This window comes from Streptomyces sp. NPDC002206 (assembly GCF_053593595.1).
Genome location: NZ_JBSFCW010000003.1, coordinates 26,850 through 41,463, shown reverse-complemented (window position 1 = coordinate 41,463; position 14,614 = coordinate 26,850). Strand labels below are relative to the sequence as shown.

Here is a 14,614-nt window from a genome sequence, read left to right as displayed (position 1 = left end):
GCAGCGACCTGCGCGGTTTCGTATGAAAAAATGAGCCTTATGCGTTTTCTTGAGCCCGGCACCGGTCGCTACACAGAGTCCCCCTCGGTCCCGTACGACCTCACGTACGACGATGTCTTCATGGTTCCGGGCCGCTCAGCGGTCGGTTCCCGCCAGGGGGTCGACCTCTCCTCGCCGGACGGCACCGGCACCACCATCCCGCTCGTCGTCGCCAATATGACGGCGATCGCGGGCCGCCGGATGGCCGAAACGATGGCCCGCCGCGGCGGGCTGGTCGTCATCCCCCAGGACATCCCGATCGACGTCGTCACCGACGTCATCTCCTGGGTCAAGACGCGCCACCTCGTGCTCGACACGCCGATCATGCTGACCCCGGGTCAGACCGTCGCCGACGCCCTGTCCCTGCTGCCGAAGCGCGCGCACGGCGCCGGCGTCGTCGTCGACGACGAGCAGCGGCCCGTCGGCGTCGTCACCGACCACGACCTGACCGGTGTCGACCGCTTCACCCAGCTCTCCGAGGTCATGTCCAAGGACCTGGTGCTGCTCGACGCGGACATCGATCCGCGCGACGCTTTCAACAAGCTCGACGGCGCCCACCGCAAGCTCGCCCCCGCGGTCGACGCGGACGGCCGGCTCGTCGGCATCCTCACCCGCAAGGCCGCGCTCCGCGCCACCCTCTACACCCCGGCCACCGACGCCGACGGCAAGCTGCGGATCGCCGCTGCCGTCGGGATCAACGGCGATGTCGCGGGCAAGGCCAAGCAGCTCCTCGACGCAGGCGTCGACACCCTCGTCGTGGACACCGCGCACGGCCACCAGGAATCCATGATCAGCGCGGTCCGTGCGGTCCGTGCGCTCGACCCGCAGGTGCCGATCGTGGCCGGCAACATCGTCGCCGCCGAGGGCGTGCGCGATCTCATCGAGGCCGGCGCGGACATCATCAAGGTCGGTGTCGGCCCCGGCGCCATGTGCACCACCCGGATGATGACCGGTGTCGGGCGGCCCCAGTTCTCCGCGGTGCTGGAGTGCGCCGCCGAGGCGAAGAAGTACGGCAAGCACGTCTGGGCGGACGGCGGCGTCCGTCACCCGCGCGACGTCGCCATGGCGCTCGCCGCGGGCGCGTCCAACGTGATGATCGGCTCCTGGTTCGCCGGTACGTACGAGTCGCCGGGCGACCTCCAGCAGTCTGCCGACGGGCGCTACTACAAGGAGTCCTTCGGCATGGCGTCCGCGCGCGCCGTGAAGAACCGCACGTCGGACGAGTCGGCGTACGACCGGGCCCGCAAGGCGCTCTTCGAGGAGGGCATCTCCACCTCGCGGATGTTCCTGGACCCGGCCCGTCCCGGCGTCGAGGACCTGATCGACTCGATCATCGCGGGCGTCCGCTCCTCGTGCACGTACGCCGGTGCGGCGTCCCTGGAGGAGTTCGCCGAAAAGGCGGTCGTCGGTGTGCAGAGCGCCGCCGGTTACGCCGAGGGCAAGGCGCTGCACGCCAGCTGGAGCTAGTCACGCGCTCCCGGCGGCGCCGGGAGGCAACGAGGAAGGAGTCCGGGCCGCGTCGGCGGCCCGGACTCCTTCCGTCGGCGGGGGAGAACGCCGCTCAGCAGGCCGACGCGGATACGTACGGGGCGAGCGCCTCCGTGACGGCCGCCGCCAGACGGGCGTGGCCGGCGTCGTCGGGGTGCAGGCCGTCCGCCAGATGCTCCGGCCCGAGGACATCGCGTCCCGGCAGCACGGACAGCCGGGAGTCGCCCGCGCGGACCAGGTCGGCACCGGCCTCCTCCATCGCCGTCCGCAGCTCGCGCAGAGTGGCCCCGAGGGCATTCGGGGTGTCCTCGGCTCCCGGGCACAGGAGTGGTGAGACGAGCAGCAACGGTGTCCCGGGGTGGCCCGCGCGCACCAGTGTGATGAACGCGCGCACCGTCTCGTACAGCAGTGGTGCCGAGAACGGCACTCGTGACCAGCAGTTCGTACCGAACGCCAGCGTCAGTACGTCGGCCGGGAGCGCCGCGATCTGCTCGGCGACACACAGCTCCCCGCGCGCCGCCCCCGCGTACCCCAGATTGACCGGGTCCAGCCCGAGCGCGCGGCCGGCCACCGCGGGCCACGCGTGGGCGGGGCGCGTGGACCACCAGCCCTCGGTGATCGAGTCGCCGTGCACCACCCACCGCGGCTGCTCCGGCGCGGGCAGCAGCGTGCCGCCCGCCGCCCGCACGCCGAGGATCAGGGGGGACTGCCCCTGCGGCGGATGAACGGTGAACGGGCCTTCCCCGGGCGGGAGTTCGAGCACGGCGACCGACTCCTCGGCGGGCTCCGCGAAGATCTCCGCCACGCACCGGTCGCCCTGCCAGAGTGCGAACACGTGGGCGAGGTCGTGCAGCGCGTCCGCCGGGTCGGGCACCGCGGCGCGGTAGCGGATCTCCACCGCACGCGCACCCGGTGCCAGGAACTCCAGCCGTACCCCGATGGGCAGCAGCGCCCGCGCCCCGGTGTCCCACGGCAGTCGCGCCCGATCGGCCGGGTCGGCCCGCACCGCACGCACACCGTCCCGCCAGGCCACACCGCGGAGAAAGAGGTCGGGGTCGAGCCAGGTCATCGGGTCTCCGTTCGATAGGGGTGCGCACTGCACCCTTACCCCGCCGCGTCGCCCCGACGTCCGTACGGCCCCGTCCGTCACCGCGTGTTCTACTTCGGGTGCGGCACGGTGTGCCGCCGTCCCCGAACGCCCATCGCAGAGAAGTGATCCACCTGAAGTGCGACTGAACGATCTCGACGAACGCATCGTCCACGCCCTTGCCGAGGACGCCCGCCGCTCCTACGCCGACATCGGCGCGATCATCGGCCTCTCCGCGCCCGCGGTGAAGCGCCGCGTCGACCGGTTGCGCGCGGAGGGGGCCATCACCGGCTTCACCGTACGGGTGGACCCGGCGGCGCTCGGCTGGGAGACCGAGGGATTCATCGAGATCTACTGCAGCCGCAACACCTCCCCGGAGGCGATCAAGAGCGGTCTGGCGCGCTATCCGGAGATCGCGTCAGCCTCCACGGTCACCGGGGAGGCGGATGCGATCGTCCAGGTCTTCGCCGCAGACATGCGCCATTTCGAGCAGGTGCTGGAGCGGATCGCGGGCGAGCCCTATGTGGAGCGCACCAAGTCGGTGCTGGTGTTGTCGCCGCTGTTGCGGCGGTACTCCTCGGGGACTCCGGGCTGATCACACAGGCGGGCGGCGGCCCTCCGGCCCGTCCTGTCGGGGCCGCGGACACGCACCTGGGCAGGTGGTCCTCGGCGAGACCGATATCACCCCTCTGACCTGCAACGACACTCCACGCAACGAATCACCGCCGCAGCGGTGGATTGCGCAATGGATCGACGGTCGGCGCGCAACGCTCGCGCCTTGTCCGGCCGGAATCCCGGCCCGTACCGTCTAATACGTCCCCGCTCAGCCCGCACCGCCCGAGGTCTGCCATGCCGCCGTTGCGCACCGCCCTGCTCCAGAGCTCCGGACGTCCGGGCTCGGTGGCCGAGAACATCAAGGTGCTCGACGAGGCCGCCGGCCGCGCGGCAGCGGCCGGGGCCCGGCTGCTGGTCTGCCCCGAACTGTTCCTCACCGGATACGCCATCGGCGACGACGTGCCCCGGCTGGCCGAGCCCGCCGACGGCGCCTCCGCGCGGGCCGTCGCCGACATCGCCGTGCGGCACGGGCTCGCGGTCCTGTACGGCTACCCGGAGCGCGCGGACGAGCTGATCTTCAACGCGGCGCAGTTGATCGGTCCGGACGGCACCCGGCTCGCCAACTACCGCAAGACCCACCTGTTCGGCTGCTTCGAGCAGCAGTGGTTCACCCCCGGCGAGCAGCCCGTCGTCCAGGCCGAACTGGACGGCGTACGCATCGGGATCATGATCTGTTACGACGTCGAGTTCCCGGAGAACGTACGGGCGCACGCCCTCGCCGCCACCGACCTGCTCCTGGTGCCGACCGCGATGATGCACCCCTTCCAGTTCGTCCCAGAGTCCCTCGTGCCGGTCCGCGCCTTCGAGAGCCAGATGTATGTCGCGTACGTCAACAGGACCGGCCCGGAAGGCGAGTTCGAGTTCGTCGGGCTGAGCTGTCTGGCCGGCCCCGACGGCACGGTCCGCACCCGCGCCGGACGAGGCGAGGAGCTGGTGATCGGCGAGGTCGACCCGGAGTTCCTGAGTGCGTCCCGCGCCGCCAACCCTTATCTGCACGACCGCCGCCCCGGTCTGTACGGCTCCCTCGTCTGAGTCCAGGCCCTCCCGCTTCCTCTTTCCCGTGCAAGGAGTCCGTACCCCATGACGTCCACGGTGCCCAACGCCGTCCAGCACACCGACGCGCAGCCGCCGATCACCATGTTCGGGCCGGACTTCCCCTACGCCTACGACGACTTCCTGGCCCACCCCGCGGGGCTCGGCCAGATACCGGCGACCGAGCACGGCACCGAGGTCGCCGTCATCGGTGGCGGGCTCTCCGGCATCGTGGCCGCGTACGAACTGATGAAGATGGGCCTCAAGCCCGTCGTCTACGAGGCGGACCAGATCGGCGGGCGGCTGCGTACCGTCGGTTTCGACGGCTGCGACCCCTCGCTGACCGCCGAGATGGGCGCGATGCGCTTCCCGCCGACGTCCACGGCGCTGCAGCACTACATCGACCTGGTGGGCCTGCGGACCGAGCCGTTCCCCAACCCGCTTTCCCCCGCCACCCCGTCGACCGTCGTCGACCTCAAGGGCGAGTCGCACTACGCGGAGACCATCGCCGATCTGCCGCAGGTCTACCGCGATGTGATGGACGCCTGGAACGCCTGTCTGGAGGAGGGCGCCGACTTCTCCGACATGAACCGGGCGATGCGCGAGCGCGACGTCCCACGCATCCGGGAGATCTGGGCGAAGCTCGTCGAGAAGTTCGACAACCAGACCTTCTACGGCTTCCTCTGCGCCTCCGACGCCTTCAAGTCGTTCCGGCACCGCGAGATCTTCGGCCAGGTCGGCTTCGGTACCGGCGGCTGGGACACCGACTTCCCCAACTCCATCCTGGAGATCCTGCGGGTCGTCTACACCGAGGCCGACGACCATCACCGCGGCATCGTCGGCGGCAGCCAGCAGCTCCCGCTGCGGCTCTGGGAGCGCGAGCCGCAGAAGATCGTGCACTGGCCGCTCGGCACGTCGCTGTCCTCGCTGCACGACGGCGAGCCCCGCCCCGCCGTGACCCGGCTGCACCGCACCGCCGGGAACCGGATCACCGTCACCGACGCGACCGGCGACATCCGCACCTTCCGGGCGGCGATCTTCACCGGCCAGTCCTGGCTGCTGCTCTCCAAGATCGACTGCGACGACGCGCTGTTCCCCATCGACCACTGGACGGCGATGGAGCGCACCCACTACATGGAGTCGTCGAAGCTGTTCGTTCCTGTCGACCGGCCGTTCTGGCTGGACAAGGCCGTCGACGGCAGGGGGGTTCCCACGGGCCGGGACGTCATGTCGATGACGCTCACCGACCGGATGACCCGGGGTACCTACCTCCTCGACGACGGGCCCGACAAGCCGGCCGTCATCTGCCTCTCGTACACCTGGTGCGACGACAGCCTGAAGTGGCTGCCGCTCTCCCCGAACGAGCGCATGGAGGTCATGCTGAAGTCGCTCGGCGAGATCTACCCGGACGTCGACATCAGGAAGCACATCATCGGCAACCCGGTGACGGTCTCCTGGGAGAACGAGCCCTACTTCATGGGCGCGTTCAAGGCCAACCTGCCGGGCCACTACCGCTATCAGCGGCGGTTGTTCACCCACTTCATGCAGGACCGGCTGCCCGCCGACAAGCGCGGACTCTTCCTCGCGGGCGACGACATCTCCTGGACGGCCGGATGGGCCGAGGGCGCCGTGCAGACCGCGCTCAACGCCGTCTGGGGTGTGATGACCCAGTTCGGCGGCGCCACGGATGCGACGAACCCCGGCCCCGGTGACGTCTTCGACGACATCGCTCCGGTCGAACTCCCGGAGGACTGACCGGCGTTACGCGGGCCGGCAGTCGCTGCGCTGCCGGCCCCGGGCGACAGATGGCGCACCGGATGCGCCACCGCCGCGGTGCGGTCGCCTTCGCAGGGGCCTGCGGTCAGCGGCACGGAGTGAGCAGACAGCGCCCCACCAGACCCGCACCCGCGTCCATCCGCTGCCGGAACTCCTCGGCGAGCACCGGCAGATCACGCAGCCGCCACAGCACCCGGGCCGCCGACCAGGCCGCCTCGCGGGCCCGGTCCAGACTCCATGACCCCAGCAGATGGGTCAGCGGATCCGCGACCTCCAGCAGATCGGGTCCCGGCATCAGATCCTCCCGGATCTGCTCCTCCAGCATCGCGAGGAGATCGCCCACCTGGTCGAACTCCTCCTGCAGGTCCGGCGGAGCGCAGTGCAGCGTGCGGCAGGTGTCCACGATTGCGAGCGCCAGATCGTGGCCGATGTGTGCGTTGATCCCCGCCATCGCGAACTGCAGCGGCCGTACGCCGGGATGGTGCCGGTACTGGAACAGCGGGCGCCAGCAGTCGGGCGGCCGGTGCCCCGCCGACGCTGCGTCGACGGCCGCGAGATAGCGCTCCGCGAACTGCACGTCCAGGGCGGCCGCGGCCACCCGGTCGGGGAACGCGCCTTCGGTGATCTGCCGGTCGACGGTCTCGGTGACTGTCAGATAGACCCGGTTGAAGACCGCCACCCCGTCCACCGGCGGCCAGGAGGACTGAAGGTCACGCATCCGCCCGAGCACCGAAGTGACATCGGGCGGCGCGGCGACGGGACCGGCCCGGCCCGCGAACTGCTCCATCTGCTTGAACTGCGCCATGGGGGCAGCGTCCCAGCCGTGGGCCCGCCGTGGCGGCGACGGGCCGCGGGTTCATCGGAACGGGGGAACGGCGGCAGAGCCATCGGTGCCCCGGAGGCCGGCCCCGGGTCGTTTCGGAGGGTTTCGGAGGGGTGAGCGCGGAGGTCCGTGGTCAGGCCGAAGGCGTCGGGTCGCCGATTCCCTGCGCGAGCCTGCGCAGATGGGGGCCGTACTCCGGGTCGGCGAGCGCGGCGGCGAACTGGGCGGTGAGATAGGCCAGCGGGTTGCCGGTGTCGTACCACTTGCCCTCGATGACCTGCCCGTACACGGCGCGGCTGCCCGCGTAGGCGTTGATCGCGTCGGTCAGGTAGACCTCGCCGGTGCGGTGTTCGTACCAGCGTTCCGTCTGCCGGCGCAGCTCGTCGACGATGCCGGGGGTCACGACGTATCCGCCGATGGCCGCGTACGCCGACGGGGCGTCCTGCGGCTTCGGCTTCTCGACGAGGCCGGTGATGCGCAGCAGCCCGTCGTTCAGGTTCTCCTTGACGACGGGCACGCCGTAGCGGTGGGAGTCGGCGGGGTTCATCGGCATCAGAGCGAGTACGGGGCAACTCGTCGCCTCGTACGCCTTGATCAGCTGCTGCGCACGCGGAGTCCCGGCGACGAAGACGTCATCGGGCCACAGGACCAGCATCGGCTCGTCACCGAAGTTCCGCGCCGCGTTGAGGACGGGGGTTCCGTTGCCGTACGGGCCGTGCTGGTCGAGGTAGGTGATGTGCCCGAGCCGGGACAGTTCTCCGACTTCCTCCACGGCGTCCGCGTATGCGGTCCTGCCGTCCGCGCGGAGCTGGGCGACGAGCGTGGGGTTGGGCCGGAAGTGGTCCTGGATCAGTCCCTTGCCGCCCGAGACGACGATGGTGATGTCCGTGATGCCCGAGGCCACGAGTTCGCGCACGGTGTGTTCGATCACCGGCTTGTCACCGACCGGCAGCATCTCCTTCGGCGTCGCCTTCGTGAGCGGGAGAAGGCGGGAGCCGAGGCCCGCAGCGGGGATGACTGCCCTGTGGATGGTGGTGGACATGAGTTCCTCCCGGAAGGGGCTACTGCGTGGGCGGCTTCGTGTCGTCGTACGTGGACGTGCCCGCGTCCAGCAGGGGCTCCTGCGGCTTCAGATGGGCCGGGGCGAAGGCCCGCAGCACGTGGTAGCCGGTGATCACGACGATGGTGCCGAGCGCGATCCCGCTCAGCTCGAAGTCGTCGGTGACCTTCAGGCTGACCCCGCCGACACCGATGATGATGCCTGCGGCGGCCGGCACCAGATTCAGCGGGTTGCGGAGGTCGACGTTGCCGCTCATCCAGATCTGGGCGCCCAGCAGGCCGATCATCCCGTACAGGATGACGGTGATGCCGCCGAGGACCCCGCCCGGGATCGCGGCGACGACCGCGCCGAACTTGGGGCAGAGCCCGAACAGCAGGGCGAAGCAGGCGGCGGCCCAGTATGCGGCGGTGGAGTAGACGCGGGTCGCGGCCATGACGCCGATGTTCTCGGAGTACGTGGTGTTGGGCGGGCCACCCACGGCGGTGGAGAGCATGGAGGCTGCGCCGTCCGCCGCGATGGCGGTGCCGAGCTTGTCGTCGAGCGAGTCACCGGTCATCTCGCCCACGGCCTTGACGTGCCCCGCGTTCTCCGCGATCAGCGCGATCACCACCGGCAGTGCGACCAGGATCGCCGACCAATCGAAGCTCGGGGCGTGGAAGGACGGCAGCCCGATCCAGTCGGCCTTGGCGACGCCCGACAGGTCGAGCCGCCAGTGGTCGACCGCCTCGGCGCCGCCCGCCGGTGAATGGATCTTGCCGAAGACCCGGTCCAGCACCCAGGACAGCGCATAGCCGAAGACCAGACCGAGGAAGATCGCGATGCGCGAGAAGAATCCGCGCAGGCACACCACGGCCATACCGGTGAAGAGCATGACGAGCAGCGCGGTCCACTGGTCCTGCGGCCAGTACGTCGATGCGGTGACCGGCGCCAGGTTGAAGCCGATGAGCATGACGACGGCGCCGGTGACCACGGGCGGCATCGCCGCGTGGATGATCCGGGCCCCGAAGCGCTGCACCGCGAGACCCGCGAGGAAGAGCGCCACGCCGACGACGAAGACCGCCCCGGTGACGACGGCACTGTCCCCGCCACTGGCCCGGATCGTCGCGGCCACGCCCACGAAGGAGAGCGAACAGCCGAGATAGCTGGGCACCCGGCCGCGCGTGGCGAGCAGGAAGATGGCCGTCGCGACACCGGACATCATGATCGCGAGGTTCGGGTCCAGCCCCATGAGCACCGGGGCGACGAACGAAGCGCCGAACATCGCAACCACGTGCTGGGCGCCGAGCCCGAACGTACGGGGCCAGGAGAGCCGCTCATCGGGCCGGACCACGGCCCCCGGTGCGGGGGTCTTTCCGTCGCCGTGCAAGGTCCAGCGCACGCCGAGGCCGCCCATGGTCGCTCCCTGTGTGTCCGTGTGTGGGTCCGTGCGGTGCCCGGTGCTGTGTTCGTACGGCCCGGCGCCACCGCGGAGAAGATCAGCGCCATGGTAATGCCGGAGCGGCGTCGGCCCGTGTCCGGGCTCCGCTGCGCGAGCCCCGCCCGAGGGTCTCATCCATGAATCATGTGCGAAGCATTGTCACTCCGAACAGGCGGCTCTACGCTCACACGGTCGTGCTCGTGAACATCATTCAGATATCTGATTCATGAGGGGAGTGCTCGATGAGCGAAAGACCTCGTCGGCGTCTCGGAGCCCTGCTCACCACCGTCGTTGCCCTGACCGCCGTCCTGGTGCCGGCCGCCTCCTCCGCAGCCGCCACCGCCCACGGTCACCGCCCGCCGCCCCGGGTGCCGAGGACCGTGGTCATCGACGGCCACCGTGTTCAGCAGACCAAGCTACGGCTCGACCACGGCGACCGGGCTCTGCGCGCGGCCGTCGACGCGCTGACCGTGAAGGCGGACAGCTGGCTGGACCAGGGCCCCTGGACGGTCGTCGACAAGCCGAAGCCCGCACCGAGCGGGGACCCGCACGACTACCTGAGCCAGGCCCCGTACTGGTGGCCCTCGCAGCCGAAGACCGCGGAGAACCCGTGGGGCTGTCCGTACGTCCAGCGCGACGGTGAACGCAACCCCGAGGTCGACACAGGAACCGACCGCCCCGACATCGGCAAGGTCTTCAACTCGGTCACCACGCTCAGCCTCGCCTGGTACTACACGGGCCGGGAGCAGTACGCCGAGCACGCCTCGGACATCCTGCGCACCTGGTTCCTGGACCCCGCGACCCGGATGAACCCCAACCTGAACCACGGGCAGTTCATCCCCTGCAAGTACGACGGGCGGGCCATCGGCATCATCGACTTCTCCCAGCAGTACACCTCGGTCCTGGATGCCATCGCCCTCCTCGACACGGGTGCGCCCGGCTGGTCGAAGAGCGACCGGACCGGCATGCGGGCCTGGAACACCTCGTTCCTGGACTGGCTGGTCAACTCGGACTTCGGCAAGCAGGAATCGGCCGCCCATAACAACCACGGCACCTTCCAGGACATGCAGATCGGCGGACTCGCCCTCGCCACAGGTGACAAGGACCTCGCCCGCAAGGTCGTCCTTGACGCGCGTGCGCTGCGGATCGACCCGCAGATCGCCGCCGACGGCACCCAGCCGCAGGAGCTGGCGCGCACCCGCAGCTGGCACTACTCGACCTTCGACCTGGTCGCCTACACGCGGCTCGCCGCGATCGGCAAGCAGGTCGGTGTGGACCTATGGGCGTACCAAGGGCCGCAAGGGCAGAGCCTGTTCAAGGCGGTCGACTATCTGCTGCCCGCCGCGACCGGGGCGGCCCCCTGGCCGCACCCGGAGCTGGAGTTCTACCGGTACGCGGCCAGTGACATCGTGCACGCTGCCGCCGACGCCGGTGACCGGCAGGCGCAGGCCGCCGTACCGCAACTGGAGACGCCGCCCGGCGGCGACCTCTGGGCGCTGCGGCCCGCAGCGGAGCAGCTGGACTCGATCGCCGGCTGAACATCGGCGGGCGGGGCTCCCCCCGGAGCCCCGCCCGCGCAACGAGCCCTTCAGGCCCGAGGCTCGGCCGCCGCCTCCGGTGCGCCGACCGCCTTCGCCGCGACCTGACGGTCGCCCGCCCGCAGCACCCCGGCCCCCAGCACCAGACCGAACGCCAACACCGTCACCAGGCCGAACGACACGACCAGCGAGGTCGCCTCGGCCAGCGAACCGATCGCCGACGGGGCGATCAGCCCCGAGGTGTACGTGATCGTGGCGACGCCCGCGATCGCCTGGCTCGGGTTCGGCCCGCTGCGCCCCGCCGCCGCGAACGCGAGGGGTACGACCACGGCGACACCGAGGCCCAGCAGCCCGAAACCGCACATCGCCGGAACCGCGCCCGGCGCGACGACCACCAGTACACCCCCGACGGTTGCCAGCACTCCGCCCACCCGCACGGTCCTGACCGCACCGAACCGGTCGACGACCTTGTCGCCGGCGATCCGGGCCACGGCCATCGTCAGTGCGAACGCCGTCGTGGACGCGGCCGCGAGCCCGGCAGAACTGTCCATGATGTCCCGGAGGTAGACCGCCGACCAGTCCAGGCTGGCTCCCTCGGCGAACACCGCGCAGAACCCCACCGCACCGATGACCAGCGCCGACCTGGGCGGCAGGGTGAACCGCGGTGGCGGTTCCTCGTCCGGCTCGCTGCGCAGATCCAGTACGCCCTGGCAGGCGATCAGGCCGAGCGCGGTGAGCACGAGAGCGGCGAGTACATGGTGCAGCCGGGCGTCAGTGCCGATATGGGCGGCCACGGTGCCCGCCGCCGAACCGATCAGGGCGCCCACGCTCCACATGCCGTGCAGCCCGGACATGATCGACTTGTCGAGACGGTTCTCCACCTCGACGCCGAGGGCGTTCATGGCCACGTCCGACATGCCGGCCGACGCCCCGAACACGAAGAGCGCCGCGCACAGCGTCAGCAGGTTCGGTGCCAGCGAGGGCAGCGTCAGCGCAAGCGTCCACAGCGCCAGCAGCCCGCGCAGCGCGGTTCTGGCGCCGAAGCGATGGCTGATCGCACCGGCCAGCGGCATGGCGAGCGAGGCGCCGATCGCCGGGAAGGCCAGGGCGATCCCCAACTGTCCCGCACCGACCCCGGCGTGGTCCTGGATCCAGGGCACACGGGTGGCGAAGCTGCCGGTCACCGCACCGTGCACGGCGAAGACCGCGGCGATCGCGAACCTGGCCCGCCTCACCTGCTCCGTGCCGAAGACCGTCGTCCGTGTGGATTCCGTCGTCATGCCGCCGTGCCCTCCCCTGGGAATTCTCTGTCGCGGTCGACCCCCGCGCCCGTCCTCACGGTGCGAGGAGTAAACTATCAGGAACCCTGCCTGATAAATAGGCCGTCATGGCCCCCCCGTGCGGCAGTGATCTGGAAGGATCCCGGCATGCCCGCATCACCGAGCACCGCCCGGGTCATCAACGACCGGCTCGCCCTTCGGCTGCTCCAGGAGGACGGCCCGCTGACGGCCACCCAGCTCAAGACCTTGACCGGACTCTCCCGCCCCACCGTCGCCGATCTGGTGGAGCGGTTGCAGGGGGCCGGCCTGATCCAGGTCGTCGGCGAGAGCGGCGCCGAGCGGCGCGGCCCCAACGCCCGGCTGTACGGGATCGTCGCGGACCGCGCCCACCTCGCCGCCCTCGACGTGCGCACCGACAGCGTCGCCGTCGTCGTCGCCGATCTCCTCGGCGTCACGCTCGCCGAGGCCACCCTGCCGATCGGCAGCGACACCGGCACCGAAATTGCCGCGGAACAGGCTGCCGCACTGCTGGAGGGCACCGCGCGCGAGGCAGGCGCCGCTCCGCTGCACAGCGTCGGCATCGGCGCCCCCGGCCTGATCGACCCGGTCACCGGCGAGCTCCGCGACACCACCGGCCTGCCCGCCTGGCACCGTCGCCTCGTCCGGGTGCTCCAGCAGCGGCTGCCCGCGACCGTGCTCGTCGAGAACGAGACCAACCTGGCCGCCGTCGCCGAACACCGTCTCGGTGCGGCCCAGGATCGCGACACCTTCGTCCTGCTCTGGCTCGGCCACGGCATCGGCGCCGCCGTCATGCTGGACGGCAAGCTGCGCCGCGGAGCCTCCGGCGGTGCGGGTGAGATCGGCTTCCTGCCTGTGCCGGGCACGGTGGGGATCCCCTCCGCGGTCAACTGCGACGGCGGGTTCCACTCCCTGGTGGGCGCGGCGCCGGTGTGCGAACTGGCCCTGCGGCACGGCATCGACGTGCGTACGCGGATGAGTTCCGGGGAGCAGGAGCCGGCTGCCGCGTTCGCCGTACGGGCCGCCCTGGCCGGCGAAGGGGAGAGCGAGGCATTCCTCTCGGCCCTCGCCGACCGCCTCGCGGTGGGCGCCGCCGCCGTCGCCTCGGTCATCGACCCCGGCTGTGTGGTCCTCGCCGGCGAGGTCGGTCACGCGGGCGGCGAAGCGCTGGCGTCCCGGGTCGAGGAGCGGCTGGCCATGATGTCCCCGCTGCGGACGGAGGTCAGAGCGGGCCTGCTGGGCGGCTCCGCGGTGCTCCGCGGCGCGCTGCTCGCCGCGCGCGATGCGGCTCAGGACGAGCTGTTTACCGCGGGCGGCGGCGGCAGCGCTCCGTGAGGAACTCCTCGAACGTGACCTTCCCGACGGCCCGTCGGGGAGTCAGATGCCCGCCCCGCCGGTAGCCGGCATACGCCTTTCCGGCCAGTGGTACGGGCACCAGCGGCCGCCGTTTCCCGGTCGCCCGGAGATAGGCCCGGGCCAGCTCCGGCAGCTCCCGGACCTCGGGCCCGCCCATCTCCGGCACCCGCCCGGCCGGACCGGCCACCGCCAACTCGGCCAGCCGGTCCGCGACTTCACCGGTATCGATGGACTGCAGCCGTACCCCGGCCGGCAGCGGCATCACGGGCAGTCGGGCCGCTGCGGCGAGGATGCGCAGGACCAGGTCGTGGAACTGGGTGGACCGCAGGATCGTCCAGCCGAGCCCCGACTCCTCGACCATCTGCTCGACCTGCCGCTTGACCTGGTAGTAACCGAGCGGCACCCGGTCCACGCCGACGATCGAGATATGGACCAGATGGGGGACACCGGCCCGCTTCGCGGCCTCGATGAGATGTCCGGCCGCCGTGTCGTCGCCACCGCGCGGCGTCGTGGCGCAGTGCACGATCGTGTCCACGCCGTCGACCGCCGCGTCCAGGCCCGCACCGTCGCGCAGATCGACGGCATACGGCTGTGAACGCCGGCTCAGCACCCGGACTTCGTGCCCGCCGGTGCGCAGCCGGTCCGTCACCTCTCGTCCGAGGGTTCCGGTTCCGCCGGTCACCAGAATCGTCGTCATGGATCCAGCCTGTCAGAGACGGCGAACGGGCAGCCCTCGAACCCGCTCGTGCGCCAGTCCGTGCGTCCGTCCGTGAGCTCGCCGCGAACCCGCCCGGGGCCCCTTGTGAGCCACTCCACACCTCTCGTCCGCATGGCCCATGGGCAGGCGTGGCACACTGATCCTGTAACAGCAGCAGCGCACTCCGGGGTCGGTGCAATTCCGAACCGGCGGTTATAGTCCGCGACCCGTCCGCATCCAGCGGCCGGTTGACCAGGTGAGATTCCTGGACCGACGGTTAAAGTCCGGATGGGAGGCAGTGCGCGGCGGGCCGTCACAGGTACGCCGCCGTCGGCGGATGCGTTTTCCGGGTTTCCGGAAGACCCGCGTCCGTGTCTTCGGTTTCGGC

12 protein-coding genes and 1 riboswitch are annotated in these 14,614 nt (G+C 70.8%); of the genes, 6 read left to right on the top strand and 6 right to left on the bottom strand.

Annotated elements, in window-relative coordinates:
- The first annotated feature begins 39 nt into the window (after window positions 1-39).
- On the top strand, window positions 40-1,506 hold the full coding sequence (locus tag ACWCP8_RS08285) for a GuaB1 family IMP dehydrogenase-related protein (RefSeq protein WP_352266195.1): 1,467 nt from the start codon (window positions 40-42) through the stop codon (window positions 1,504-1,506).
- A 94-nt stretch (window positions 1,507-1,600) separates the two neighbouring features.
- Here the strand turns inward: ACWCP8_RS08285 and ACWCP8_RS08280 are convergent, their stop codons facing one another.
- A complete protein-coding gene (locus ACWCP8_RS08280) occupies window positions 1,601-2,596 on the bottom strand; it encodes a GDSL-type esterase/lipase family protein (protein ID WP_451114950.1) in 996 nt (331 codons plus the stop codon).
- Between the two features lie 157 nt (window positions 2,597-2,753).
- Here ACWCP8_RS08280 and ACWCP8_RS08275 point away from each other — a divergent pair, with 157 nt between their 5' ends.
- The 3 genes from ACWCP8_RS08275 (at window position 2,754) to ACWCP8_RS08265 (ending at window position 6,016) form a co-directional block, all read left to right on the top strand.
- Window positions 2,754-3,209 carry an Lrp/AsnC family transcriptional regulator gene (locus tag ACWCP8_RS08275; RefSeq protein ID WP_266987999.1) on the top strand — a complete coding sequence of 152 codons (456 nt, stop codon included), beginning with the start codon at window positions 2,754-2,756 and terminating at the stop codon, window positions 3,207-3,209.
- Window positions 3,210-3,463: 254 nt separating this feature from the next.
- The gene (locus ACWCP8_RS08270) at window positions 3,464-4,261 is read left to right on the top strand and encodes a carbon-nitrogen hydrolase family protein (RefSeq protein ID WP_352266197.1); all 798 of its coding nucleotides are present in this window, start codon (window positions 3,464-3,466) and stop codon (window positions 4,259-4,261) included.
- Between the two features lie 48 nt (window positions 4,262-4,309).
- Complete coding sequence (locus ACWCP8_RS08265; protein ID WP_355995660.1) at window positions 4,310-6,016, top strand: flavin monoamine oxidase family protein; 1,707 nt, start codon at window positions 4,310-4,312, stop codon at window positions 6,014-6,016.
- Window positions 6,017-6,122: 106 nt separating this feature from the next.
- Here ACWCP8_RS08265 and ACWCP8_RS08260 read toward each other — a convergent pair whose 3' ends face one another.
- The 3 genes from ACWCP8_RS08260 to ACWCP8_RS08250 all read right to left on the bottom strand — a co-directional run bounded on the left by ACWCP8_RS08260 (window position 6,123) and on the right by ACWCP8_RS08250 (window position 9,313).
- Window positions 6,123-6,842 carry a DUF5995 family protein gene (locus tag ACWCP8_RS08260; RefSeq protein ID WP_382832374.1) on the bottom strand — a complete coding sequence of 240 codons (720 nt, stop codon included), beginning with the start codon at window positions 6,840-6,842 and terminating at the stop codon, window positions 6,123-6,125.
- A 151-nt stretch (window positions 6,843-6,993) separates the two neighbouring features.
- A complete protein-coding gene (locus ACWCP8_RS08255; RefSeq protein ID WP_352266200.1) occupies window positions 6,994-7,902 on the bottom strand; it encodes a UTP--glucose-1-phosphate uridylyltransferase in 909 nt (302 codons plus the stop codon).
- Window positions 7,903-7,921: 19 nt separating this feature from the next.
- Entirely contained in the window at window positions 7,922-9,313 is a 1,392-nt protein-coding gene (locus ACWCP8_RS08250; RefSeq protein ID WP_352266201.1) for a uracil-xanthine permease family protein, read from the bottom strand.
- Between the two features lie 266 nt (window positions 9,314-9,579).
- Here ACWCP8_RS08250 and ACWCP8_RS08245 point away from each other — a divergent pair, with 266 nt between their 5' ends.
- Entirely contained in the window at window positions 9,580-10,875 is a 1,296-nt protein-coding gene (locus tag ACWCP8_RS08245) for an alginate lyase family protein (protein WP_451114946.1), read from the top strand.
- 50 nt (window positions 10,876-10,925) lie between these two features.
- Here ACWCP8_RS08245 and ACWCP8_RS08240 read toward each other — a convergent pair whose 3' ends face one another.
- The gene (locus ACWCP8_RS08240) at window positions 10,926-12,155 is read right to left on the bottom strand and encodes an MFS transporter (protein WP_352266203.1); all 1,230 of its coding nucleotides are present in this window, start codon (window positions 12,153-12,155) and stop codon (window positions 10,926-10,928) included.
- A gap of 147 nt (window positions 12,156-12,302) precedes the next feature.
- Between ACWCP8_RS08240 and ACWCP8_RS08235 the strand changes: the two genes are divergently transcribed.
- A complete protein-coding gene (locus ACWCP8_RS08235) occupies window positions 12,303-13,508 on the top strand; it encodes an ROK family protein (protein WP_451114944.1) in 1,206 nt (401 codons plus the stop codon).
- Here ACWCP8_RS08235 and ACWCP8_RS08230 read toward each other — a convergent pair.
- Window positions 13,477-14,226 carry an SDR family oxidoreductase gene (locus ACWCP8_RS08230; RefSeq protein ID WP_352266205.1) on the bottom strand — a complete coding sequence of 250 codons (750 nt, stop codon included), beginning with the start codon at window positions 14,224-14,226 and terminating at the stop codon, window positions 13,477-13,479. The two genes, ACWCP8_RS08235 and ACWCP8_RS08230, sit on opposite strands and share 32 nt — an antisense overlap.
- Before the next feature lie 175 nt (window positions 14,227-14,401).
- Window positions 14,402-14,532: riboswitch (FMN riboswitch) on the top strand.
- The last annotated feature ends 82 nt before the right edge of the window (window positions 14,533-14,614 follow it).

Excerpts from the sequence above, each read along its gene's own strand:
- ACWCP8_RS08230 (WP_352266205.1), bottom strand. The coding sequence starts at position 14,226 with ATGACGACGATTCTGGTGACCGGCGGAACCGGAACCCTCGGACGAGAG.
- ACWCP8_RS08285 (WP_352266195.1), top strand. The coding sequence starts at position 40 with ATGCGTTTTCTTGAGCCCGGCACCGGTCGCTACACAGAGTCCCCCTCG.
- ACWCP8_RS08245 (WP_451114946.1), top strand. The coding sequence starts at position 9,580 with ATGAGCGAAAGACCTCGTCGGCGTCTCGGAGCCCTGCTCACCACCGTC.
- ACWCP8_RS08265 (WP_355995660.1), top strand. The coding sequence starts at position 4,310 with ATGACGTCCACGGTGCCCAACGCCGTCCAGCACACCGACGCGCAGCCG.
- ACWCP8_RS08240 (WP_352266203.1), bottom strand. The coding sequence starts at position 12,155 with ATGACGACGGAATCCACACGGACGACGGTCTTCGGCACGGAGCAGGTG.
- ACWCP8_RS08255 (WP_352266200.1), bottom strand. The coding sequence starts at position 7,902 with ATGTCCACCACCATCCACAGGGCAGTCATCCCCGCTGCGGGCCTCGGC.
- ACWCP8_RS08270 (WP_352266197.1), top strand. The coding sequence starts at position 3,464 with ATGCCGCCGTTGCGCACCGCCCTGCTCCAGAGCTCCGGACGTCCGGGC.
- ACWCP8_RS08235 (WP_451114944.1), top strand. The coding sequence starts at position 12,303 with ATGCCCGCATCACCGAGCACCGCCCGGGTCATCAACGACCGGCTCGCC.
- ACWCP8_RS08260 (WP_382832374.1), bottom strand. The coding sequence starts at position 6,842 with ATGGCGCAGTTCAAGCAGATGGAGCAGTTCGCGGGCCGGGCCGGTCCC.
- ACWCP8_RS08280 (WP_451114950.1), bottom strand. The coding sequence starts at position 2,596 with ATGACCTGGCTCGACCCCGACCTCTTTCTCCGCGGTGTGGCCTGGCGG.
- ACWCP8_RS08250 (WP_352266201.1), bottom strand. The coding sequence starts at position 9,313 with ATGGGCGGCCTCGGCGTGCGCTGGACCTTGCACGGCGACGGAAAGACC.